General features: G+C 42.6%; 20 protein-coding genes. 5 read left to right on the forward strand and 15 right to left on the reverse strand.

Going from position 1 to position 25,361, the window contains the following annotated elements; genetic code table 11:
* Positions 1-679: 679 nt before the first annotated feature.
* The 3 genes from ACHUFN_RS00205 to ACHUFN_RS00215 all read right to left on the reverse strand — a co-directional run bounded on the left by ACHUFN_RS00205 (position 680) and on the right by ACHUFN_RS00215 (position 2,056).
* Complete coding sequence (locus ACHUFN_RS00205; RefSeq protein ID WP_394220242.1) at positions 680-835, reverse strand: hypothetical protein; 156 nt, start codon at positions 833-835, stop codon at positions 680-682.
* Positions 835-1,524, reverse strand: coding sequence for a rolling circle replication-associated protein (locus ACHUFN_RS00210; RefSeq protein WP_394220244.1), 690 nt, complete (start codon positions 1,522-1,524; stop codon positions 835-837). Before ACHUFN_RS00210 ends, ACHUFN_RS00205 begins: the two co-directional genes overlap by 1 nt.
* Positions 1,525-1,807: 283 nt before the next feature.
* Positions 1,808-2,056: a type II toxin-antitoxin system RelB/DinJ family antitoxin gene (locus tag ACHUFN_RS00215; protein ID WP_394220245.1), complete on the reverse strand. Its 249-nt coding sequence runs from the start codon at positions 2,054-2,056 to the stop codon at positions 1,808-1,810.
* Positions 2,057-2,451: 395 nt separating this feature from the next.
* Between ACHUFN_RS00215 and ACHUFN_RS00220 the strand changes: the two genes are divergently transcribed.
* Both ACHUFN_RS00220 and ACHUFN_RS00225 read left to right on the forward strand, forming a co-directional pair.
* The gene (locus ACHUFN_RS00220) at positions 2,452-3,309 is read left to right on the forward strand and encodes a hypothetical protein (protein WP_394220246.1); all 858 of its coding nucleotides are present in this window, start codon (positions 2,452-2,454) and stop codon (positions 3,307-3,309) included.
* A gap of 20 nt (positions 3,310-3,329) precedes the next feature.
* Positions 3,330-3,533, forward strand: a complete 204-nt coding sequence (locus ACHUFN_RS00225) for a hypothetical protein (protein ID WP_287149413.1) — start codon at positions 3,330-3,332, stop codon at positions 3,531-3,533.
* A gap of 610 nt (positions 3,534-4,143) precedes the next feature.
* Here ACHUFN_RS00225 and ACHUFN_RS00230 read toward each other — a convergent pair.
* From ACHUFN_RS00230 to ACHUFN_RS00245, 4 genes are all read right to left on the reverse strand, one after another.
* A complete protein-coding gene (locus tag ACHUFN_RS00230) occupies positions 4,144-5,439 on the reverse strand; it encodes a DUF2254 domain-containing protein (RefSeq protein WP_394220248.1) in 1,296 nt (431 codons plus the stop codon).
* Between the two features lie 131 nt (positions 5,440-5,570).
* Positions 5,571-5,717, reverse strand: coding sequence for a DUF2256 domain-containing protein (locus ACHUFN_RS00235; RefSeq protein WP_394220250.1), 147 nt, complete (start codon positions 5,715-5,717; stop codon positions 5,571-5,573).
* On the reverse strand, positions 5,704-7,242 hold the full coding sequence (locus ACHUFN_RS00240) for a cryptochrome/photolyase family protein (protein ID WP_394220251.1): 1,539 nt from the start codon (positions 7,240-7,242) through the stop codon (positions 5,704-5,706). Before ACHUFN_RS00240 ends, ACHUFN_RS00235 begins: the two co-directional genes overlap by 14 nt.
* Before the next feature lie 3 nt (positions 7,243-7,245).
* Complete coding sequence (locus ACHUFN_RS00245) at positions 7,246-8,670, reverse strand: cryptochrome/photolyase family protein (protein WP_394220252.1); 1,425 nt, start codon at positions 8,668-8,670, stop codon at positions 7,246-7,248.
* Between the two features lie 109 nt (positions 8,671-8,779).
* Here ACHUFN_RS00245 and ACHUFN_RS00250 point away from each other — a divergent pair, with 109 nt between their 5' ends.
* Entirely contained in the window at positions 8,780-10,087 is a 1,308-nt protein-coding gene (locus ACHUFN_RS00250) for a DASH family cryptochrome (RefSeq protein WP_394220253.1), read from the forward strand.
* 12 nt (positions 10,088-10,099) lie between these two features.
* Positions 10,100-11,725 (forward strand): cryptochrome/deoxyribodipyrimidine photo-lyase family protein, encoded by a 1,626-nt coding sequence (locus ACHUFN_RS00255; RefSeq protein ID WP_394220254.1) that lies wholly within the window; start codon positions 10,100-10,102, stop codon positions 11,723-11,725.
* Positions 11,726-11,728: 3 nt separating this feature from the next.
* Here the strand turns inward: ACHUFN_RS00255 and ACHUFN_RS00260 are convergent, their stop codons facing one another.
* Entirely contained in the window at positions 11,729-12,016 is a 288-nt protein-coding gene (locus ACHUFN_RS00260; protein WP_394221019.1) for a hypothetical protein, read from the reverse strand.
* Between the two features lie 206 nt (positions 12,017-12,222).
* Between ACHUFN_RS00260 and fabA the strand changes: the two genes are divergently transcribed.
* Entirely contained in the window at positions 12,223-12,741 is a 519-nt protein-coding gene (gene fabA / locus ACHUFN_RS00265) for a bifunctional 3-hydroxydecanoyl-ACP dehydratase/trans-2-decenoyl-ACP isomerase (protein ID WP_394220255.1), read from the forward strand.
* Between the two features lie 100 nt (positions 12,742-12,841).
* Here fabA and rmf read toward each other — a convergent pair whose 3' ends face one another.
* The 7 genes from rmf to ACHUFN_RS00300 form a co-directional block, all read right to left on the reverse strand.
* Complete coding sequence (rmf, locus tag ACHUFN_RS00270; protein ID WP_014949558.1) at positions 12,842-13,018, reverse strand: ribosome modulation factor; 177 nt, start codon at positions 13,016-13,018, stop codon at positions 12,842-12,844.
* A gap of 302 nt (positions 13,019-13,320) precedes the next feature.
* On the reverse strand, positions 13,321-15,078 hold the full coding sequence (locus ACHUFN_RS00275) for a DUF3466 family protein (RefSeq protein WP_394220256.1): 1,758 nt from the start codon (positions 15,076-15,078) through the stop codon (positions 13,321-13,323).
* Positions 15,079-15,090: 12 nt separating this feature from the next.
* Positions 15,091-17,031 carry an ATP-binding cassette ATPase Uup gene (gene uup, locus ACHUFN_RS00280; RefSeq protein WP_394220257.1) on the reverse strand — a complete coding sequence of 647 codons (1,941 nt, stop codon included), beginning with the start codon at positions 17,029-17,031 and terminating at the stop codon, positions 15,091-15,093.
* On the reverse strand, positions 17,028-17,261 hold the full coding sequence (locus ACHUFN_RS00285; protein ID WP_394220258.1) for a glutaredoxin family protein: 234 nt from the start codon (positions 17,259-17,261) through the stop codon (positions 17,028-17,030). Before ACHUFN_RS00285 ends, uup begins: the two co-directional genes overlap by 4 nt.
* A complete protein-coding gene (gene rlmKL, locus ACHUFN_RS00290) occupies positions 17,258-19,354 on the reverse strand; it encodes a bifunctional 23S rRNA (guanine(2069)-N(7))-methyltransferase RlmK/23S rRNA (guanine(2445)-N(2))-methyltransferase RlmL (protein ID WP_394220259.1) in 2,097 nt (698 codons plus the stop codon). Before rlmKL ends, ACHUFN_RS00285 begins: the two co-directional genes overlap by 4 nt.
* A 72-nt stretch (positions 19,355-19,426) precedes the next feature.
* Entirely contained in the window at positions 19,427-20,434 is a 1,008-nt protein-coding gene (gene pyrD, locus ACHUFN_RS00295; RefSeq protein ID WP_394220260.1) for a quinone-dependent dihydroorotate dehydrogenase, read from the reverse strand.
* Positions 20,435-20,515: 81 nt separating this feature from the next.
* The gene (locus tag ACHUFN_RS00300) at positions 20,516-25,354 is read right to left on the reverse strand and encodes an NAD-glutamate dehydrogenase (protein ID WP_394220261.1); all 4,839 of its coding nucleotides are present in this window, start codon (positions 25,352-25,354) and stop codon (positions 20,516-20,518) included.
* Between the last annotated feature and the right edge of the window lie 7 nt (positions 25,355-25,361).

Below are 25,361 nucleotides of genomic sequence, written 5' to 3' on the forward strand. Positions count from 1 at the left end.
CTTTTTTGTCGCTAACGTATTTTATGGTTACCCATACTAAGTCAGTCCGCAGAATTAAGGCCTGAGCTTCTACTGTAGATGCCAATTAACTTTGTATAACCTCAAATAATTGTATTAAACACAGATATATCAAACATAGATTAAAAGTAAAAAAGACAAACACATTGTCTTTAAAAACTAGCAACTATTAGAAATATAAAACCAAAGCCGCTAAAAAAATATAGGCTTTTATACTGAAAATATTTTTATATTTAATAAAGTTCATGTGATGTAAAAACAATATTTATCAGTTCGCAAATTATCGATTTCTTTTAACTTAAAGAAAGGAAGGTATAGGTTTGAGCATTCCTTTGATCTACAGCTATGCATTAGAAACATTTACGATACTCTATTTAACATAATATACATTATGCGTAATTATATATATGGACGATTAGGGCGTTGATGCCGCTCTATTCGGATGCTTTGTTGGCTGTGATTACTTACGAACTTTTATGCGTGGCTGCTGTGTTGGTGTTTACGCTTGTGCGTGAACATCGCACTTGCGTTGGTGTTTTTAATTTAAAAGCGCTCAGATGATTTGATTTAGACGTAATAAATTGAATCGTGCGCTACGTAAAATGTGCAGCATGATTACCCTGATTATTTAATTTCATTCACGTAGAACGCGGCTAATTATTTAGGCTATTTTAACGACGAAGATCCCCATGCCAGTCATGATGACTTTCCACGGGGATTTAACTATTTCGCCTGTGCTTTTCAGCACGATTCCTCCACCTTTAGCGCGACGTGGTTTATCGTCGATGTCGGCAATTTCTTTTACCCACGTTGGCATTAACCACCAACAACGTTCATTTCTACCTGATTCAGATAATCCACCGAACGCATGAATTCGACAGCCTTTAGGAATTTTTTATCTTCACCTTTAGACACATATTTTGCTAAATAAGCCACGGGTCTTTTTACCCATTCAATACGTGTCATTCCATGCGGCCACCAACCTTGTTTATCAGGTTTTGGCAACGTCACTCCGATCGGCAACCAGAATATTATGTGGTAATGAACGGCACCGCGTTTTTGTAATTCAGCCACCCATACATAACGCACATCGATGCGCCTACGTTTGCACCACTGACGAACCAAGCGCATGAAGTAACTCACATCATCGGCTCTCCAGTCATCGGTGTTTCGATATGTCAGCGTAACCATAGCACGTCGATAACGCGCTTTACGTTGCTGTAAATCTTCCTCATGGAGTCTGGCTGAAGTTAATACACCGTGTTTCATTCTGCGTAATCTGGATTGGTCACGGTCTATTTTGTGTATTTCAGTGGGCGTTCCAGTTGTTGATAAAGAGATAAACCCAGGCGCAGTCCGCTTGGTAATTTGCGTTTCGAGGTCGTTTTGGGGTGTTTTTTCGTCAGCTTTTCGGTTCGTGCTAAACTTTTCACATGAAATATTTTCATGCGAACTGTATGCTAGACGAACTGATTCACTGACAGAATCAGTTTGAGTTAGTAACATTGCCGTGTTACTCCATTTCTGTGGGTATGTAACAACGCGCAAGAGAGTTGCCGCTCTCGAACGCATCCTAGAAGCCTGACTTTGCCGAGTCGGGCTTCTTACTTTCTGCTTATTAATATCAGAATCCAGAACACCATAAGCGATAGTTCTTCACATTGGAAGTACCTAGCTGCGCCCTGCAAATAGCTGAATTAGCTGGAATAATGTATACCTGCTGCACACACCATGTATGCACCGTGTATATGTAAAATCAAACTTTGAGCCTTAATTTATAACCGTAGAATCAATCCAGCTTTTGGCTTCTGATTACTTCGTTCATAAACAATTTAATTTCACGACTTGGTGTACTGTGGTTCTTTTTGCAGACTCTGGTGAATTCGTCTTTGAGTGCTTTGTTTACTCTAAACGTAATTGTTGCGTCGGCTTGAGTACCTACGGCATCAAATTTCTCTTCACCATCGAGCGCTCTTTTACGTTCAACAGACTGTTTAGCTAAACTCTCTAAATTACTTATAAAATCATTCTCACTCATAACTAATCACACCATTTTGTAATGCATTTGTACTAACAATAGCATTGTTTAAAGTAAATGTACTAACAAAAGTAATACAATGGTAGTACAAATGTGCAATTCGCAGATAAATTTAAGTTGCTGATATATATGATAATATTGGAAGTTAATACGAATATCGGACAAGGGTAGACTGTTATAGTATGTCTACCCTACTCTGTTGGGAACCCTTCCCCGCAAGCGGGGCCCCTTCCCAACATCGTAGAGAGGTTTAGCAGGGTGGCAATTAGCTAATCTGCTCATGCTAACTTCTGCTGGCCGTTGGGGTGAAGAGGATTTGGCGTTTATACCAAGGAATACCCGTTCACTTCGTTCACTGCATGCCCTTCGGGCATTTTGTTTATAAGGAAATTGTTATGACAACTAAAAAGAAAGAACAACCTCTAGAAAATGACAAGAAAAAGTCTTGTTTCGTGATGATGCCGATTTCAGATATGGAAGGCTATGATAAAGGACATTTTAAGCGTGTATATGAATACCTAATAAAGCCGGCATGTTTAGATAGTGGTTATGAACCAATTAGAGCTGATGACGTGAGCTCTAGTAATTTTATTGTAATTGATATTCTAAAAAGGATAGTTGAAAGCGAGCTTGTTATTTGTGATATGAGTGGTAGAAACCCAAACGTGCTCTATGAGTTAGGAGTGAGACAAGCCTTTAACTTACCTACCGTATTATTGAAAGATAATACTACAGATGCAATTTTTGATATTAGCGGACTAAGACATGTTGAATATGATTTTTCTCTAAGAGTGGATGTAGCAAAAGATAGCATTGCTAAGATTAGATCGATGATTATGGAAACAGTTAATGGTCAAGGCGATGAGATAAATTCTCTCATACAACTTTTAGGTATCAAGGCTGCATCCTTACCGACTGGTAAAGAGCTATCGGCTGAAACAGGTATGATTTTGTCTGCAATAGACGGACTAGCTTCGAGGGTAAGAAGGATTGAAGGGCAAAATGCTCCCTTAAATTCAACAGAGAAGCTCATACAATTGAGAAGAGCACTCAAAAACAAAGCTGATGGAAAAGAGATAATAGTAAACGGTATTAAAACTAAAATAGGTGAAGAAATGTATTTAGCCGGTGAATGCATTGGTCAATTGGTAAGTATTGAAGATGGCGTAATCACTATCGAAAATAGCGGGGAAAAAAGAAATTTTTATCCATTTGATAAAGAATTTTCTAATATATCTCCGATACCTTTTTGATGAACAATAAGCCAGTCACTTTGACGACAGAACAACAGCTACTTTTGGTACGCATGCCGTGCAGGCTTCGTGGTACGTACATTACATGGTTACTAGGGTTCGATCCATATTTCCTCATGAGCCGCGAAACTTACTACCGCCATGCCGAAGAACTGGCAACAAAATACGGTATTGAGATACGCAAAAAAAGTCCGTATTATCAGTCAGATAGCCAGACTATTTAATATACATTATGCGTAATTATATATATGGAAGATTAGGGCGTTGATGTCTCTCTATTTGGTTGGTTTGTTGGCTGTGATTACTTACAGACTTTTATGCGTGGCTGCTGTGTTGGATTGTTTTAGAGATTGGCGCTTGTGCGTGAACATCTCACTTACGCCAGTACTTTTAATTTAAAACCGCTCAGATGATTTGTTTTAGGCGTAATAAATTGAATCGTGCGCTACGTGAAATGTGCAACATGATTGCCCTAGTTTTTTAATTTCATTCACGTAGCGTCACGTAAAATAGGATGTGAAATGTACAGGCTATTTTGAGTATTGTTGGTTAGTGTTTTAGATTTACAGGCTGATATAACTTTGCGTAATTAGCTTGGTAGTTTCTCTGAAACAGATTCAGTGAGACCTATTATGAAAAGATTGGTTAAAACCGTATGTATCGATTTTTTTGTGGAAGAAGTTTAGCGCATTTGAATTATAGCTTTAGTTTAACGTCTAAAAACTGTCTTAATTAATAATGTCTTGTAGCTTCTATTCAAATACACACAGCGCAATTAGTTTGAGAAAAATTCTTAATGACTTTCTAGTCAGGCTGATAAATAAAAAACATAATCTAACTACTATAAATATTCTCAACTCGCTCTTTATCAACGTCATAAGTTAACGCTAGTTTGCTTCTTTCGTAGCTTTGTTCTGCCAATTCAGTAGCAGCATCAACAAAGTTTTTATCTATATCTTTGAAACAGGCTTTTAATGTTTTAAGCGACTTCTGAATGCTTATGGCAACTTCAACGTTAGCTGCACCGTCACGGGCAATGCTTGTATACGCATCATCAAACATGTCGCTTACTGTAAGCGCTGGAACTGATACGCGGTCGTAAGCAACATCGTCATTTGGCTGGCAATCTTCCTTGCAGCTGCTTTTTTGCTCGCTTTTATTTAGGTGCGGTTTTCGCCATAACAACATTAATCGTGTAATACTGCTAATTGCATTTATGGCTGTACCGTGGTCATTTACCGATGGGGACAATGCTCGAGAGGCAATTTCCGCCATAACGATAAAACCAAATCGTGGGTCTGCTTCAAATGAGCGCGCTTCATCAATGGAAAATGCGCTTGTAATTTCACCATGGTCAACATCGATGTTGGTATACGCTAACGGCTGTTCGGGGGTAACGAAGTCGCCAGGTAACATGGCTACATTAATGAAGCAATCTTCTTTGTCGGCCCAGCGTTGTAGTCTCGCTATATCTATCAACTGAATGTAACCGACTTGCTCACTAAATATGGCACAAGTCCCCTGCTCTTTTATTTTTTCTTGTGAGATAGCGCCTAAGAACGGCTTGTCAATTCGATGTTTAATGGCACGCTCAGTAGCACGTTCAACTTTCAACAATGTAGAGCCCACGCGTCCAAGCCGTGCCACGCTGTCTACCCAGTGAATAAACGTAATAATTACTATGGCGAAGGCCAAGCACGTTAAACAAAACAGTATGAATACTCCTGCTTTGTTAAAAAAAGCATTAGACATTGTAGTCAGCGCAACAGCGCTATAAATAAATGCCCCAATGAATGCAGAAAGAGCGTTTTGTGAGACATCATCGGAGATAATCAGACTTAATGAACGAGGTGTCGATGATTGGCCTGCTGAAGCATAAGCGCTTACCATAGTTCCAGCGGAAAACGTGGCTATAACCATCATGCTAGAAGCCATGATAGACAGTAGGGTCTTTACTGAGTCTGCTTTTATTTCCGGAAGATGTTCGGCAATAGATGTGCCGTCAGCTACTTTCGCGGTGAAGACTACGAAAATAGATAGCAGGCAAAACCCTAAGGGTTTTACCCACAACTTTTCTTTAAAGCTGTAGAGAAGAAAACGCAGTCTATCAACAGTAATAGGTGCTTGCACAACACGCTCCTTGTATTTCCTGTAGTATTTTTACGGTCTACCTTCGATAAATGATTAATAGGGCTTTAGTTATGTGGGGCTGCCCTGTAGGAAAAGCATTTGTAAAGGCTTGTAAGTATCATATTTCGCTGTCAACTGCCCGCGGCGCTGCGTTTGTTACCTGCGCAACGCTTCGAGCAGTAGCGAACGTGTTCCCAGTTTTTTTCCCATTTTTTACGCCATGTAAATGGCCTTTGGCAGACGGGACACATTTTAGTGGGTAAATCAGACTTCTTCATTTTTTGTCAGTTTAGTTAAAAATGTTGCTGCATCTTGCTTCATTGCTTCAATATTTTCTTCTTTCATTCGTCCGTAAGTTTTGTAGATCATAGCCATACGATGATTATTGCTCAGTTTTTCTCTATTTTTGTCAATAAAGTGCCAGTACAAATAATTGAAAGGACACGCCTTCGGGCCTGTCTTTTTAGATACTTGATACCCACAGTTTTTGCAGTAATTCGACATCTTATTTATATAACTGCCGCTAGCCACATAAGGCTTGCTGGCCAAATTTCCACCATCACTGTACAAAATCATGCCCGCGACGTTGGGAAGCTCTACCCACTCATAGGCATCGGCATAGACGAGTAGATACCATGCTTGTACTTCTTCAGGGCTTAGTTCTGTCAAAAGGCTAAAGTTGCCAATGACCATAAGTCGCTGGATATGATGCGCATAGGCGTTTTGTTGTGTTTCTTTAATGCACTGGCGCATACAATTCATATTTGTTTGTGCATCCCAGAAAAACGAAGGGAGGGCTCGGCTGTTGTTAAAGTAATTGTCGGTTTTTAAATTAGGCATAAAATGCCAGTAAAACCCCCTAACGTATTCACGCCAACCTAAAATTTGTCTGATAAATCCTTCGGCTGAATTTAGAGGAACTTGCCCTGCATGGTAAGCTTGCTCAGCTGCTTGAATCGCTTCTTTAGGTGTTAAAAGGCCACAATTTAAATAGAACGCGATGTGCGAGTGATATAGCCAAGGTTTTCCTTGTACCATAGCGTCTTGGTACTGCCCAAAATTTGGCAAGCGCTCTTCAATAAAGGTGTTGAGTACCTTAAGTGCATCTTCACGAGTAACCGCAAAATGAAACTCATCGACCGAGCCAAAGTGACCTTCGAACTCTGATTTTACCAGTTCAATAACATCATTCGTTACATCGTCAGTTTCAAACGTGGTGTGTTTCGGCACTTTGTGTGTTTCTGGCATGGGTTCGCGGTTTTGCGCATCGTAATTCCATTTACCGCCTATGGGATTTTTACCGTCCATCAGTACATTGTGTTTACGACGCATTTCTCGGTAAAAAAACTCCATCCGCAACTGCTTTTTACCCTCTGCCCATTGGCTAAATTCTTCTGGCGTTGATAAAAAGCGATTGTCTTCGCAAATAGTAACCGGCAGGCCAATTACATTTTCCCATTGTTGCATACTTTTCCAAAGACGATACTCTCCGGGCATGGTCACCTTAACTTCGTCAAAGTTACCGTCGCTTACCGCGTTTTTCACCTGAGCAAGTAAGTCACCTTTATTATTGCTGTCGTTATAATGCACGTAGTCAACATGAAAGTTTTCGTTGCGCAAGTACTCCGCAAAATGGCGCATGGCACTGAACAAAAAAGCAATTTTCTTTTTATGATGCTTAACATACGTGGCTTCTTCTTTAACCTCAGCCATTAACACCGTATCTTTGCTTTTTACTGCATTTGTTATTGCAGGTAAGGTGTCGGTTAGTTGGTCACCCAGAACTAAAATAAGTGCAGCCATACCCTACTCTTTAATCTCTTGAAATGCGTCTAGTGCGCGTTGTCTAGATGCTTTTAAGTCAACAATGGGTTTTGGGTAGTTTTTACCTAAGTCGATGCCCGCATCTTTTAATATAGCGTTAGGCGCCTCCCATGGCTTGTGAATGTACTTGTCAGATAAATCTTTTAGTTCAGGGCAAAACCTGCGTACATAGCTTCCTTTTTTATCAAACTTTTCACCTTGTAAGATGGGATTGAAAATCCTGAAATATGGGGCTGCATCAGCGCCAGAGCCTGCAACCCATTGCCAACTGGCACTATTGCTTGCTAAATCGGCATCTAACAGGGTATCCCAAAACCAGCGTTCACCCTCGTGCCAGCTAAGCAATAAATTTTTTACTAAAAACGAACCAACAATCATGCGAACGCGGTTGTGCATGTAACCCGTTTGCCATAGCTCTCTCATTCCAGCATCTACAATGGGAATACCCGTATCGCCGGTTTGCCATGCTTTAAGGGCCTTGCCGTCAGTGCGCCAGGGGAACTTGTCAAATTTATCATTAAAGTTCTTGTTTGGTAGTGTTGGAAAGTGAAACAGCAAATAATAACTAAACTCGCGCCAACCTAATTCACTTAAGTAGGTATCAATGCTTTTGTCTTCAGTATTTCCGAATTTATCTTTGATGGCATACCAAACTTGATTGGGCGAAACTTCACCAAAATGCAAGTGCGGCGATAAGCGAGATGTGCCTCTTGCCGATGGAATGTCTCTGCCGTCTTTGTATTTTCTTGCTGAGTTTTCAATAAAATCTGAAAGGTTATCAGCGGCGCCATCCTCACCGGGTGCCCACTCTTTGGCAATGGTGCTATCCCAGCTAATCGTTGGAAGCAATTCAAGAGATGCTAGACCATCACTTTTGTCCGCTACATCGGCGTAAGTTATGCGTGCTGGCGGTGCTTTTGGATAGCGTGGCTCTTCAACTTGCAAACAACCTTTTCTGTAATAAGGCGTAAATACTCGGTAAGGTGTGCCGTCTTTTTTGAGCACTTTCATTGGCTCCCAGAGCAAGCTACCGTTACAGCTGTGGGCATCAAAGCCGTCTTCTGTCAGAGACTTTTTGAGTGCCTTATCACGGTTGATCTGCCACGGCTCGTAGCAGCGATTCCAGAAAATTGCTTCAGCGCCGAACGATGACATTAACTTTGGAATTAGTGACTGAGGGTCGCCTTTAAATACTTGCAAGTGACCATTCAGCCTTTTGTTTAGAGATTCCAATGAGTGATGCAGCCACCATTTACTGGCCCCTCCAGGTTCTCTGCCATTTGGCGCTGAATTATCGTAAATGTAAATGGGCACAATCTTGCCCATGTCGCAGGCAGCGTTTAATGCCGGGTTATCTTTTACTCGAAGGTCCTGCCTGAACCACATGATACTAACGGGAACGGTCACTTTATTTCCTTTGGCATTGCACTAAATTTCAATATCGATCGTATTGCACATATTACGGTAGTAAACGGGTTCAGGATCCGTTAAGAGTTGGAAAGTTCTAAAAATAAGTATGATAAATCAACACATTGATGTTGGGCGTTCAAATAACACCCAAAGAGGTTTGTTTTGGTTTCGCCATGACCTTCGCCTCCATGACCAGCCGGCCATTTCTGCGCTATGCGAAAAAGTCAGTGAAGTAACGTTCGTTTTTATTTTAGACGATAAAAACTTTGAAACTACGTCACTTGGTTTGACGCCCATGGGCAAACACCGCCGTACCTTCTTGCTTCAAACTCTTGAAGACTTAAAGCGACAGTTGAAAGCGCAAGGGCACGAATTGCTCGCTTTACAAGGCAACACTGCTGAATGCTTAGTTGAATTACTTAGCGTAGGAAAATACTCTCATTTGGGGGTTAGTGCCCATTGTGGTTATGATGAGTCTGCGCAAGTTAATGTTGTAAGACGTTTCTTCCCTTCACTTCATGTCGTTGAGACTCCTTCATTTGGCTTATTCGATGAAAATACGCTCCCGTTTGATATTCAAGATATGCCTGATGTATTTAGTCCGTTTCGCAGAAAGGTTGAAAAGCACTGCTCTGCGCTACCTGTTCATGTACGAAACGAGAACTTACCGAAACCTTACCAGCCTAAAATAGATGCCGCGCATATATTAGGTTTTGATATAACGCTTCCTGAGCCATCTTTATCCACTTTTGTGGGGGGAGAAACCGCTGGATTGTCTCATTTAAATACTTATCTTTTTACATGGCAAGCTGCAGCAACGTACAAAGAAACACGCAACGCGTTAAACACATGGAAGGATAGTACGAAGTTGTCGGCATGGCTTGCAAATGGCTCATTGTCCGCACGCGAAGTTATGCGGCAAGTTCAGCGGTTTGAAAAAGATGTTGAGAAAAATGATTCTACTTATTGGATATACTTTGAACTGTTGTGGAGAGAGTTTTTTCATTGGCTACAGCTAAAATACGGCACAAAATGGTTTCGCTTTAGCGGGATTCAGGGTAAATCCCCTTCAACACAGCACGACCCAGAAACCTTTGAGCAGTGGTGCGCAGGTAAAACCGGCTATCCCATCGTAGATGCCTGTATGAGGCAACTTGCCCAAACAGGTTATATGTCTAACAGAGGACGACAATTAGTAGCCAGTTGCTTTGTACATGAACTACGTCAAGACTGGCGTTATGGGGCTGCATGGTTTGAGCATCAACTTATTGATTACGATGTGGGGAGTAACTGGGGAAATTGGCTTTATCTTGCGGGAGTGGGCAATGATCCTCGAGGCCACCGTCAGTTTAATTTACATAAACAAACGGAAACATACGACCCCAAGGGAAGTTTTCGCAACAAGTGGCTATAGTTTTAAACCCATATGCCTCAAGAAAAATCAAAAATACCGATTACAATAATATGGCTCAAACGCGACTTTCGCTTGCGTGATCATGAGCCACTTTATCGAGCAGCGGTCTCTCATGAAAACATTCTGCTTTTGTACTGCTGGGAACCCTCATTGATAAAAGACCCGCATATGGATAAAAGACATTGGCGGTTTGTCCAGCAAAGTATTGATGATCTAAATGACCAACTTCCCAAATCTATTCAGGTGCTTGCGCTACACTCAGAAGTCACTGACGCAATAGACCAAATAGCACGATTTTACACCATCTCTGTGGTTAGGAGTTACCAGGAAGTTGGCTTAAAGGTTACGCATAACCGCGATCTAGCTTTATCTAAGCATCTGAAAATAAAAGGCATCCCCTTTATTGAGGCAGCTAATGGTGCTGTAATCCGAGGGTTACCCCATCGCGCCCATTGGCAAGCCAATTGGGAAAGCCATTTTACGACTCATACGTTTGATTTTGACATAAAAAACGTAAATTGGGCAGATTGGCACAATTACAAAGCGCTTAACACCGCACTTGTAAGTCTAGAAGAAATTGAACTTGAGTATGCCTCACTGTGGGAACAAAATCACACGTCGAGCTGCAATCTAAACCGCCGTTTGCTGGCCCAAAATCAACATGAAAAAAGTGAGATGCAACCAGGTGGAGAAAGGCGTGCTTGGCAAGTACTAAAAGACTTCTTCAATTCAAGAGGAAAGTTCTACCATCAACATATTTCTAAACCAGAATGTGCACGCCGTGCCTGTTCTCGTTTAAGCCCCTATCTTGCTTGGGGTAATATCTCAATTAAGCAAGTTTATCAAACCGTGCAGCTTGAAAAGCAAAAGAAGAAGGCGTTACCTTTAGGCGAAAGAAAACAGTGGAGCCGTGCGCTAAACGCTTTGACATCAAGGCTACATTGGCACTGTCACTTCATACAAAAATTCGAAAGTGAGCACAGTATAGAATGGAAACCAGTGAACAGTGCTTATGAGAGCTTTCCGTATATAGACGGCCCTGAAGCTGAGCGGCGCTTCTATTTCTGGAGTATTGGGCGAACAGGATACCCACTCGTGGACGCTTGCATGCGAGCGCTTAAGGCAACGGGGTACATAAATTTTCGAATGCGCGCCATGGTTACCAGTTTTCTTTGCCATCATTTAAACGCTCACTGGCTTAAAGCGGCTCATTATTTGGCAACCCAGTTTTTAGATTTTGAGCCGGGCATTCACTACCCACAAATTCAAATGCAGGCTAGCGTCACTGGTATTCATACAGTACGCCTATACAACCCGGCTACTCAGTCGAAGAAATTAGACCCCGACGGCATATTTATAAAAAAATGGGTGCCTGAACTTTCTGGTTTACCATGCGACGCGGTTCACACACCCTACTCACTTCCTCCGCTAGAAGCGCAAATGCTTGGCTTTGATCTTGAGCGAGACTACGTTGCTCCCATTATTGATATTGACCAATACAATCGTTCAACAGCCAAACGGCTATGGGATTATCGAGAACGTGACGATGTAATTAAAGAAGCGAAACGTATTGTTCACCGCCATACAATGCAAAATAGCCCTAGCCGCTCATGGTTAAAAGCTAAGACTAAAACGTGATACTTAACGGTTATTTTTTCTAAGCCACTCGTTAAGCAATTTAATTTGTCCGCATTTATACGCCGCATACATTAATCTCATGGCGTTGGACATAGCTTCACTGTCAGTCCAACCCGTTTTGTCACGAATTTCGTCGTAGCAGGCTTTGGCTTCAGGACTCACGTATCCCCTGACCAGCTTTTTTCCAGCATCTTTTTGCCGCTCTCTGAAACGGCGCTGCTTGTCAGCATTCGCTTTAGCTCTTTCTTCAGGACTTTTCTTGATTGTTTTTTTTGTTGTTTGTTCTGTCATAGTTTTCACACAAAGTTACTTTATTGTAGAGCTTAGGGTAAAGGCTGTTTAAATATCGTTCCTGCGAATAATATTTAGACGAATAGAAGTAAGAGAAGCTATAGTAGCACGCGTTTTTCTTCAGAAAAATGACTGTTCAGAGTTGTTTGGCGTACAAGTGTTCGCTAAATTAGTTATGTCACTTTAACAACAACAATGAGTTGGGAATGTCAGAGAAGAAAAATAGTTTTACCAAAGAAGATTTATTGGCGTGTAGCCGCGGTGAAATGTTTGGTCCAGGTAACAGCCAGTTGCCCGCGCCGAACATGCTAATGATGGATAGGGTCGTCTCAATTACCGAAGATGGTGGCGAACACGGTAAAGGTGAGATAATTGCCGAATTGGATATAACGCCTGATTTATGGTTCTTTGATTGCCATTTCCCTGGTGATCCAGTTATGCCCGGTTGCCTTGGGTTAGACGCAATGTGGCAGCTGGTCGGCTTCTTCTTAGGTTGGAGCGGTGGCCCGGGTAAAGGCCGAGCATTAGGCGTAGGCGAAGTTAAGTTTACGGGTCAAATTCTGCCGACAGCGAAAAAAGTTACCTATAAAATTACGATGAAACGCGTAATAAAACGTAAACTTTTCATGGGCATGGCTGATGGTTCAGTTGAAGTTGATGGTCGTGAGATCTACGTTGCGAAAGATCTTAAGGTTGGCTTATTTCAAGACACATCAAACTTCTAACATTCAGTTGCATCGTGTACTAGCAGCTTGAATTCAAGCCACGAAAAAGCCCCTTTTCAGGGGCTTTCCTTTTGCTTAATCAGTTCATAAAAGAGAAGTGTTATTTAACACTTAAACCTAAGTGTCTATCTTCTACCGCTTCACGCCATCCACCTAACCACTGTGAACGTGCATCGTTTTGCTGAAATGGACAATTTTCCTTTGAACGACCGCTAATACCAGCTTGATAGCCTTTCGAATGTGCGCGAGTCAGTTTATCTCTTTTTTGTCTTTTCATTGATTAGCCTCTTTTGTTTGTTGAAAGTACAACAAATCATTTTCTCGAGCGCTCTACATCATTTCGGTTGATAGTGCCGGAAAAGTGATTGCGTACATTACTTTGATAGTGCATTTAACTAAATGGTTCAAGAAAAATATAAAGCAAAAGGGGTTGACAATGTTTAAATAAATGAAGTTTATATGAAATTTATGTTACATTTTTTATGCATAAAGAATGTGATTTTTACATTATTTGGGCATAAAAAAAGCCACATGATCGTGGCTTCTTTTTCTTTGCTTAAGTATTGACCAGCTAGTCAGTTATTTCTTAATCTTTCTGCGAATAAATGCTGCAGAAAAAAGGCTTAGCAAAGCTAGCCATCCTGTTGAAGCGCCCTCACGCTCGTACGGACGTTCATCTTCTGGTATTTCACATTCATCAACAGCGCCGTTTGCTAAAGGTGAAAGCTTAACGGCAATGATAGAGTCGATTTCTTCGGTTTCGCCATTATCGTCGATAATTTCATTGCCCGTTATGTACTTATTGGTTGTCTTAACCCTTGCGTTCGCAATAATTTCATTGTCGTCGTTTATATCAACGGCTTCAATCAATTCGTAGGGGCTATCACACGCAACTAAATCATTTAAGTCAGTAAATTCTTCAGTATTAATGTTGTACATGAAAGCTGCTGTTTCACGCAATGCATCGCTTGTAGCAGTCACATCGCCCTTTCCAACAACGATATTATTGTTGTTAATCGCATTAGCCGTTACGCCAGCGCTGACAAAGAAGCCATCAGGGTATTGCGCTTCTTGTGTGTCTAGGTTGTAAACAAACATTCTAGAGCGAGCGATATCACTCTGCGAGCGTAGAATCGCACCAGTTACCCAATTCTCATCATTTATTGCGATGGCTTGACTAAGAATATTTTCGTCTCTAGGAAGAAGCTCAATTGTCTCACCGTCTCTAAACACGGTTGCAACGCGCTCACTTTCCGTTCGGCCAGATGTACCTGGGCGAGTGATTACAACGCGCTCACCCGTTAACCCTTCACCTACTGCCATACCTTGTGAGTTAATATCGTAAGCGTATGTATAATAATGCTGCACATCATCTTCAGCAGGCTCAAACAATAATGGATAGGTGTCAGTGCTTATCACATCGCCATTCACGTCAAGTTGCCATACTGTTGCATTCACTTCAGAGAAAAGCACGAATCGAGGCAAGAAGTCTGTTGATGAGTTAATAAACGCCCTAGATATACGCGGAACATTGAAAGCGCCATTATAAATAGCGAATAAACAACGGCCTTCTGGAATATCAGCGCGTTCTTCATCATCTGCACAAGCTTCTACAGAATCAGTTATGTCGCTTTGAAAGCTGACGGTACTGAACCCTGCAACTTGCAGATTTGCGTTTATTGCTCGAGCAGAGGAAAAACCTCCCGCTGTTGTATCAATTGCAGGTAGAACTTTTGTTTCGCTTGAAACTTGAACAAAACCCTGTTCAGCCGATTCTGGGTATGTGTAGTTTAACGTGTCACCGTTTTGATTTTCATAAGAATCGAGAACGACAAAAGCGGTAGAGTCACCCACAATATAATCACCATTTAGGCTGTCACGGCCTATCGTCTCAACTGATTGAGTGTAATCGTTAAACTTGTCGGTAACTCTGTCTAAACCTGGCACTAAGGAAAAGTCTTGTGTATCAGTTTCATACGTTCTAAATGTCGCCAGTCTCTGCCCAGCAAAACGAGCTGGGGTAGTAACAAGATAATTGACGATGGCGTTGTAATCTCTGTCGGTAAAAACCCCTTGGCGAACGTCATCTTCGCTGTCCAAATTTTCACCAAATTGTTCAAAGAAGCTTGTGTCATCCTCAAGTTGCTGTATATCAACAGGTGGATTAAATTCAAGTTGAGCGACAGACAACATTTTGCCTGCGTTATCAATAGAACGACCGAAATTGTTTCTTGCGGTATCCTGTAAAGGAAGAGGCGTCACTGAATAGGTCGCGGCAAATGCCGAAACACTTCCTGTTGCCAACAGAACGGCGGCGGCAAGCTGAGTTCGTTTCATTTAAAATCCTATTTACTGCTGATTATCTTCCAGCATACTTTCTAGTTCATCCCAGCGCGCATATTTCTGGGAAAGTAATTCTTCTTTTTCTGCCAGTTCGGCTAAAGCCTTGGCAGTCACGTCGCTGTCTTGTTTGAAAAAGTCTGGGTTGTTGACCTTCTCTTGCATAGCTTCAAGTTCTTCCTCAAGCGCTTCAAGCTCTTTCGGTAAGGACTCAAGTTCACGCTGATCTTTGTATGATAGCTTTTTCGTCTTACGGGGAGAAGACTTAGCACTAGGACTGTCTGAAGTTAGATTAGTTTCATTCTTTACCTTGGCTTTTTCTTCTTTTTCAATTTGCTGACGTTTTTCTTGTTGCTCTTTATACCAGTTTTCTACGTCAGTGAAACCCCCAATGAATTCTCTCAGTAACCCATTACCTTCGAATACCACGCTGCTATTTGCTACGTTATCAACAAATTCCCTGTCATGGCTCACTAGAAGCACAGTGCCCGTGTACTCATTAAGCAAGGTTTCAAGCATTTCTAGGGTTTCAACATCAAGGTCGTTGGTGGGCTCATCCAGTACCAAAACATTGCTTGGCTTAAGCATGAGTTTGGCCAACATTAGACGGTTCTTTTCGCCACCTGATAACGACTTAACCGGTGCGTTCACGCGTTCTGGGGTAAACAAATAATCTTGCAAGTAACTAATGACATGGCGCGGGTGGCCATTAACCATAAGGTCGCGTTTACCATCACCAACGGCATCAATGACTGTTTTTTCTAAATCTAAGCCGTGACGGTGTTGATCAAAGTAGGCAACTTCTAAATTAGTCCCTTGTTTACAATTGCCATTATCAGGCTGAAGTTCGCCTAGCAATAGCTTTATAAGGGTACTCTTACCGCTTCCGTTAGGGCCAATTAACGCAAGTTTGTCGCCGCGTAAAACATTTAGGTTCAAACCTTTCACAATTGGTTTGCCTTCAATGCTGTAGCTTAAATCTTTAACTTCAAATACCATCTTCCCAGAGCGCGCGCCCTGATGCTGGCTTACCACTGCATTACCTTGAACCGCTCGACGGGCTTTACGCTCTTCGCGTAATTTCTTAAGTGCTCGCACACGGCCTTCATTACGAGTACGACGTGCCTTAATTCCTTGTCGAATCCACACTTCTTCTTGTGCGAGCTTTTTATCGAACTCAGCGTTTTGTGACGCTTCAACTTCTAGGTCGTGTTGCTTCTTCTCAAGGTAGGTTTCGTAGTTCCCTGGGTAGCTTGTAACTGTGCCTCTATCAAGATCAACAATACGCGTAGCCATTTCACGTATAAACGCACGGTCGTGGCTCACAAACACTATGGCGCCTTGATAATTGCTTAAACTTGATTCAAGCCAACGGATCATTTCGATATCAAGGTGGTTTGTCGGTTCGTCTAACAATAGCAAATCAGGCTGGCGTACGAGCGCACGTGCCAAGGCTGCTTTTCTCCGCCAGCCCCCAGATAAAGTAGATAGCGATATCTCAGGGTCTAACTTCAGCATGGTAAGCGTTTGCTCAATTTGTTGCTCAAATTGCCACGCATCTCTGGCTTCTAATTGTTCTTGCAAGCGCTGGAGCTTATTGAGATTTGCCTCGCTTGGATCCTCTCCAACAATCCGGGTTTGATGAAAATAAGCTTTCAGTGTTTCACCAACATCGGATAACCCTTCTGCAACATAGTCGAAAAGCGTCACGTCGGTAGTTTGCGGAGGATCCTGCTCTAAGCGCGCGATTACGGTATTATTTTCGATAATTCGCTGACCGTCATCGGCAATAATATCGCCAGCAATGACTTTCATTAGCGTTGATTTACCGCTTCCGTTTCGCCCCACTAAACATACGCGTTCTTTAGGTTGAACAACCAATTCAACGCCGTCTAAAAGCGGCGGATTTCCGTAAATAACAGTGATGTTTTTTAACTGCAAAATGCTCACTGAAGAAACTCCTCTAAATCGGCAGTACTAAAAGGCCAACCAATTTCTTTATTATTGTCTGCGCGTTTAAGCACAGGTATTCGTGCGCCGTACAAATGGTAAAGCTCTGTACTTGTGCGAATGTTCACTTTTTCGATATCAAGTAACGAGAACATAGACGTTTGCTGAAGCTCGATATCAGCTAAATCACAAAGGCTACATTGGGGGCCGGTATAGAAGTAGATTTTCATGAACGCAGTATCCAGCATTGGTGAATGTTGCCTTTACGGGCAAAATCCTCTGGAATTGTGTCTTTAGTAATATTATCTACTGACAGTCCAAGCGCTGTTATGGCTGACTCGTCTAGTTTAAAGCCACGCTTGTTGTTTGAGAACACAATAATGCCCTGCTCTTTTAAACATGCTTTAGCGTCGGTGAGCATTTTTACGTGATCCCGTTGGACATCCCATGTATTTTGCATGCGCTTAGAGTTTGAAAACGACGGCGGGTCGATAAAAATTAAGTCATACTTACCTTTATGCGTACCTAACCATGTGGTGCAGTCGGCCTGAATAAATGCGTGAGGACCATTTAATTTATTTAGTGCGACATTTTTCTTTGCCCACTCAAGATAGGTGTTAGACATATCTACCGTGGTCACTGATTTAGCCCCACCTTTTGCTGCGAATACCGATACGCTTCCTGTGTAAGAAAACAAGTTCAGTACATCTTTGTCTTTCGATAACGCTTTAACCTTTTGGCGGGTATTACGATGGTCTAAGAACAGACCTGTATCTAAATAATCTGTTAGGTTAACAAGGAACCGTGCATCGTTTTCGAACACTTCCATCATGTCGCCAGATTGATTAATTTTCTCGTACTGCTTGGTGCCTTTTTGTTGGCTACGTACTTTTAGTGCAATGTGTTTGGGCGACACGCCAGTAACGGCAGGTAAGTGCAGCAGTACTTCTTGCAAGCGTTTACGCGCTTTATCTTCTGATACGGTTTTAGGTGGTGCGTACTCATGAACAACTAGCCAGTCACCGTATCTGTCTACTGCCACGTTATAATCTGGCAGGTCGGCGTCGTAAATACGGTAACAATTGGTGTTAGCGTTCTTTATCCAGCCTTTCATACGTTTGAGGTTTTTCTTCAAACGGTTTGCAAACTCATGATTACCAGCATCTTCGGTGAATTGTACTGTGTTTTGTTCATCTAACACGTAGTTGGCTAAACGACACTCTAACTTACCGTTATTCATCGCATAGTCTTTGGTAGCGCGAAGCTTTAACACGCGCAGCAAATCACGATTGCTGCTTAGCAGCGATACATGCCAGCCTTTCCACGCTTCTTTAAAGCGTTTACCCCAGTCGCTAAATAGCGGAATTAGCGACGTAAGTTCTCCTAGTCGTTCACCGTACGGAGGATTTGATACCACATACCCAGGTGTAGCTACAGGTGGAGAAGATTTAGTGGCGTCTTGCTGAGAAAAAGAAATATCGTTAAATACACCGGCAAAATCGGCGTTTGCTTTTGCAATGGCTACCATTTTGCGGCTAAAGTCACCGGCGTAAATACCGCCACAGCTTGGTTTTTGCACAGAAATAGCGTGTTCAACAAGACTGTCCCATACTGTCTCTTCATGGCCTAGCCATTTGCTAAAACCCCAGTATGAACGTTTGATCCCAGGGGCGATGTTTCGGGCGATGTATGCCGCTTCAATAGCGATAGTGCCTGAGCCACACATTAAATCAACCAACGGCGCATCGGTGTTTTCAGTCCAGCCGCTTCGCATTAACATGGCACTTGCAATATGCTCTTTAAGTGGTGCATCGCCAGTTTCTTGTCTGTAGGCACGCTGGTGCAAGCTCGCGCCGGCTAAATCGATACCTAAAATCACGTTGTCGCGATGCAACCTTGCGTACACCGAAACATCAGGGTTCTTACGTTCAACAGATGGACGCGCTAACCCTTGCTCAACGAAAGAATCGACAATAGCATCTTTAACGCGTACTGCGCCAAACTGGGTATTTTTAATAGCAAAGTTGGTTCCAATAAACTGTACAGATAACGTATGACGTGAATCCATCTGCATCTGCCAGTCAACGCCCATTGCGGTATTGTAAAGCGCGTCAGCATCACCTGCTTTGCCCGATGCTAGCACCCAAATAACGCGGTTTGCCAAGCGAGACCATAAACAAAGTTTATATGCGTCTTCCTTAGTGCCTTCAAACGTTATGGTACCGGGCCCTTGCTTAATCTGTGCATCAGGGCATAAGTCTAGCACTTCTTGCTTAAGTAGTTCGTCAAGACCGCGACTGGTCGTAACCAGAATAGTATTCATTCATTTACCTGTTTTTTATGTGCATGCTTTACGTTGATAAAACATGCACACGAGAGAATTCTTTGTGGAGTATTATAACGCGTTTACGATGCGTTTAACGAGCGATGGGCCTTGATATATAAACGCGGAATAAACCTGAACCAGCGATGCTCCCGCATCTAGTCGCGCTTGCGCCGCTTCTGGTGAATCAATGCCCCCTACGCCAATAATAGGAATAGCGCGATCGAGCGCTTTGTTGAGCTTACGCGTTACCTCTAAGCTCATGTCAGTCATTACAGAACCGCTCAAGCCCCCCATTTCATCGGCATGCTTTAATCCTTCTACGGCATCACGAGAGAGCGTGGTGTTTGTGGCGATAACACCGTCCATTTTGCTTGTAATAAGTGAGGCAGCAATACTTTCAATTTCAACATCACCCAAGTCAGGCGCTATTTTAATAAATAGTGGTACATATTTACCGTGGGTTTGCGTTAAGGTTTCCTGAGCTGCTTTTAAGCCCGCAAGTAATTTATCTAACGCTTCACCATACTGAAGGTTTCTTAGGCCTGGCGTATTGGGTGATGAGATATTGATAGTGACATAACTGGCATAAGGATAAACTTTATTAAGGCATATCAGGTAATCTTCTAGCGCTCTTGCCTCTTCGGTATCTTTGTTTTTACCTATATTTATTCCAATCGGCCCTTTGAATTGCGCTTGCTTAACTTGCTCAACAAGATGGTCGACGCCTTTATTATTAAAGCCCATGCGATTAATGATGGCGTGTTTTTCAGGAATTCTAAATAACCGAGGCTTTGGATTTCCTGGTTGAGGGCGCGGCGTTACCGTACCTATTTCAACAAAACCGAATCCCATGTTAGCAAACGCGTCAATGCAGTCTCCGTTTTTATCGAGACCTGCCGCAAGGCCAACTGGATTATCAAAGGTCATGCCGGCAACGGTTACGGGTTTTTGGATGGTGGGCGTGCTGTACATCCATTTCAGCGGAGTATGTTGGGTCTTGTTTAACCAGTTAATGGTGAAATCGTGACTTTTTTCAGGTTCACACTGAAGTAAGAGTTTTTGCACTAGAGATTGCATGGTCGTTGTAAACGCTCGCTGATTGCTAATATATAAAAAAGCCCTGATGAACAGGGCTTAAATAATTAAGGTGCGTATATTCTAATGGTTAGACTTCACGCTTAAAAGCATCAATTCACGTAAAGCGACAGAAAATTTCGCAAATTCGTGCGTTGTACTAGTCTTAAACTCAGACATCATGTGATACCAGCGCTTAAGTAAAAGCTGATTGCTTTCAATCCACTCGTCTAGAATTTGATCGGCATCATTCACATCGTCACGGGACGCTAATAAGTTTGCCGCAATTGAGCGCTGTTGCCAATCAAGCTCCTCACGATATGAAGCGCGAGCCAGCGCTTGCCAATGGTTACTCACAGCTTGATTGTTAATCTGATCTAAGAACCAGTGTAGCTCGAGTCTTGATCCTAGCTGGTAGTAGAGCTTAGCCACAACGTCTGTTTTGTGTTTGTCAGATTCTACAATTTGCGCTAGGTCGAAACTAGAGAACATGTTAGAGAAACTTGCAACTTGATAGGCGATATCCTGAGGTACGCCTTTGTCTATGTACTTCTGAGTGGCTGCTTCGAGCTGTGCATACTCACTTTCTACAAGGTAGTTTTGCAGATTCTTCGCCAAATCATCAAATGTGCCACGATAGCTCGCAATGGCTTCTTCAATAGTCTGTGCCTTGTTGCCGTGACGAATGTACCAACGAGATGCACGGCGCATGATTCTGCGTGCTTCCTCTAGCATTTTCAGCTGAAGCGTAGCCGGTATTACGTTGTCAAGCTCTTCAATTTTAGCCCAAAGCGTCTTCATGTTGAAGATACCGTGAACAATGGCATAAGCGTCAGCTATTTCACTCACACTAGCGCCAGTTTCTTCCTGCATTCTAAACACGAAGTTAAGCCCCATATCGTTAACCATGTTGTTGGTTAACTTAGTTGCGATAATTTCGCTTCTTAGCGGATGCTGCTGCATGTGTGTTGCAAACTTTTCGCGCAGTACTTGCGGGAACGCTTCTACCAATAACTTTCCGTGATACGGGTTGTCAGTAATTTCTGGAATATTTAGCGCGTCTTTAAGCACCATTTTGCCGTAGGCTATTAGAACGCTTAATTCAGGACGGGTTAAACCTTGGTCAGTAGCCACCCGATCTGAAATTTCGTCATCACTTGGAATGAACTCTAGCTCGCGATTAAGTTTGCCCTCTCGCTCAAGACCGTGAATGAAGCGAAGTTGTTCTTTTAACAGTTTCACACCAGACAGTTCTGTGATTGAAATGGACTGGGTTTGACGATAACAGTCTTTTAATACAATGCGACTTACATCGTCGGTCATGTCGTAAAGAAGCTTGTTGCGCTGCTTAAGGGTTAGTTCACCGTCGTTCACTAAGCTGTTAAGTAGAATCTTAATGTTCACTTCGTTATCTGAACAGTCAACACCACCTACGTTGTCAATGAAGTCAGTGTTAACACGGCCGCCGTGAGAGGCATATTCGATACGACCTAACTGAGTTAAACCTAAGTTACCACCCTCGCCCACAATTTTCGCTTGAACGTCGCGGCCATTAACACGCAAGTCGTCGTTAGCACGATCGCCAACGTCTGCGTGAGACTCTTTCTTACTCTTGATATAGGTACCGATACCGCCATTCCAAAGAAGGTCGACAGGCATTTTCAAAATGTTATGAATAAGCTCGTTTGGCGTCATGGTTAACTGACGCGTGCCTAACCACTTTTTCATTTCTGGCGTCAGCTTGATAGATTTAGACGCACGACTGAATATACCGCCGCCTTTTGAAATCAGCTTACTGTTGTAGTCTTCCCAGCTAAGGCTTGGGTTTTCAAACAAGCGCTTGCGCTCTTTATAGCTTTCAGCAGCATCTGGATTTGGGTCGAAGAAAATATGTAAATGGTTAAACGCTGCGATTAATCGCGTGTGCTCTGAAAGCAGCATGCCGTTACCAAATACGTCACCGGCCATATCACCTACACCAACGCACGAGAAATCAGTAGTCTGACAGTCAACGCCAATTTCTCTAAAGTGGCGTTTTACCGACTCCCATCCACCGCGAGCAGTAATCCCCATCTTCTTGTGGTCGTATCCAATACTGCCGCCAGAAGCAAATGCATCACCTAGCCAAAAGCCAAAATCTTCCGCAATACCATTAGCGATATCAGAGAACGTGGCGGTACCTTTATCTGCCGCAACAACTAAGTAAGGGTCGTCATCATCTAGGCGAACCACATCTTTTGGCGGTACGATTTCACCGTTAACGATGTTGTCGGTAATGTCTAACAAACTTGTGATGAACGTGCGATAACACGCCTGGCCTTCCGCTTGAATAGCTGCACGGCCTTCACCAACAGGCAGGTTTTTACAAACGAAACCACCTTTTGCCCCTACAGGCACTATCACGGTGTTTTTCACCTGCTGCGCTTTAACCAGGCCAAGCACTTCCGTTCTGAAGTCTTCTTGGCGGTCAGACCAACGAAGCCCACCACGTGCTACTTTGCCACCTCGAAGGTGTACACCTTCAACCCGCGGGCTGTAAACGAAGATCTCGAATTTAGGTAGTGGCAGCGGCATTTCTGGAATCAGTTCAGGCATCATCTTAAATGAAACATAAGACTTTTCGTTGCCTGCTTCGTCCGTTTGATAGAAGTTTGTACGCAATGTTGCCGACATCATGTCTAAATAACGACGAATAATACGGTCGTCATCAAGATTACTTACGTTATCTAATTGAGCCTTAATGGTCTCTAGTAACGTGTCTTCTTTCTTTTCGTTGCGTTTTTTCTTTGGATTAAAACGTTGGTCAAAGAAATCAACCAATAGACGAGCAATGTCAGGGTAATTGGCAAGGGTGTTAGCAATGTAGTTTATGCTAAACGAGCTTCCAGTTTGGCGCATGTATTTTGCATAAGCTCGCAGCACTGTAACTTTGCGGCCTGTCATGTTTGCACCAAGAATAAGGCGGTTAAACGCATCGTCTTCTAGTGTTTTGTACCACACTTTGGCAAACGCATCTTGGAAGAGTATTTGTGCATTTTCCATGTCAAAATGCTGGCCGCTTTTATGTAACATGGTGAAGTCCATCACCCAGTTACGTTCACCCTCTGAACACGTTATTCTATAAGGGCTTTCGTCGATTACGCGTAACCCAAAATTTTCTAGCATAGGTAACACGTCTGACAAGTGAATCGGCTCAGCGCGATGGAAAAGTTTTAGCTTAACTACTTGGCTGTCAGCGTCTTCTTCTTGAGGACGATAGAACAACATATCTAATGTATGGTTGTCATCTAGCATCTCTAATTTATCAATATCGACTAGCGCAGCTGAAGGAAGGTTGTGTTCCATATAGCTACGAGAGAATGCATTGTTATATTTACGTTCGAGTGCTTTACCTGATGCTTCACCGTGCGCAGCTGTGATTGCCGACGCCAGTCTGTCATTCCAAGTTTTAGTCAACTCAATAATATTTTGCTCTATTTCCTTCACATCGAATTCCGCGTTGTTTTCGTTGACTCTAGCAATGTAATGCGTTCGGGCATATACAGACTCAGAAAAGAAAGTAGTAAATTCCACTTCTTCTGCTGCGCCTAACGACGCTTTAAGAAGCGCTTGGGTTTCTTTACGTAACTGGGTGTTATAGCGCTCTCTTGGCACAAATACCATGCATGAGAAGAAACGACCAAATACATCTTTGCGAATAAACAAACGAGAGATGCCGCGTTCCTGCATTTGGAAAATACCCATAACAATTTGTGCAAGTTCCTCTGCAGGCGTTTGCAGCAATTCGTCACGCGGGTACGTTTCAATGATATTCGTAAATGCTTTAAAGGCATGAGTACCCGGCTCGAAACCAGACAACTCACAAATGCGCGTAATTTTTTCTCGTAAAAGAGGAAGCTGAGTTACGCTGTTGTTGTAGAACGACGCTGAGTACAAGCCCAAGAAGCGGTGTTCACCAACAACTTGACCTTCTTTATTGAAGACTTTTACGCCAACGTAGTCCATGTATGCAGGACGATGTACGCGTGCGCGTGAATTTGTTTTCGTTAAAATTAGTGGATTTTTGCTGAGTGCTTCTGCTCTTGCAGACGCTGGCAATCGTGACAATAAGCGCTCACGATCGTTAATCGAATTCTTTAATAAGCCAAGGCTAGTGTCATTTTGCGGAATCCATCTATGGTCGCCTTCTATAGCCTTCACATCGTAATAACGGTACCCCATCATGGTAAAGTTATGGTCACTCAACCATTCTAGGTAAGCTTTGGTCTGCTTTTCCGTTTCTTCATCTACAGGCCAGTTGTATTTAGCGTTGTTTTTGATGACGTCTTGCAAGGTGTTTGTCATACCCTGCCAATCTTGTACTGCCAGAGATACTTCATCTACGACAGAATGAAGTTCTTTAGTTAAGGCATCAATATCTTTTTTCGACGTTTGTCTGTCGATTTCAATAAAGATAACGGTCTCTTTTTTAGCGCCTTCAATCGTTTTTCCTGGTTCAGCAAACGCTTCAACTTTGTTTGCACTGTTGCGCTTAATGCCAATCGGACTGTGAAGAAAAAGATGAGCGGTAATGTTTAATCTGTTAAGTAACATGCGCACAGAGTCAACCAAAAATGGCATGTCAGACACAATGATTTCAACAATAGTGTGACTTGAGTTCCAACCGTGTTTAGCTATTTCTGGATTGAATACGCGAATGTAAGGCGTGGTATTTTCAAACTTCGCCAAACCATTCCATAAACTTAGTGTTGCACCATAAAGGTCGCTGTCGTTGCGATTTTCTAAATCATCGCTTGAAATGTTTTTATACAACAGACGTCCGAATTGCTGCACAAGAGACTTCTGCTTGGTATCTACTTTTTTGTCGATAAGTGCAAATACATTGTCTAGCAGTACTGAGTGTCGCTGTGAGGTGACTGTCATTTGTTAA

The organism is Alteromonas gracilis (assembly GCF_043642145.1).
In the GTDB taxonomy this organism is placed as follows: domain Bacteria; phylum Pseudomonadota; class Gammaproteobacteria; order Enterobacterales; family Alteromonadaceae; genus Alteromonas; species Alteromonas gracilis_B.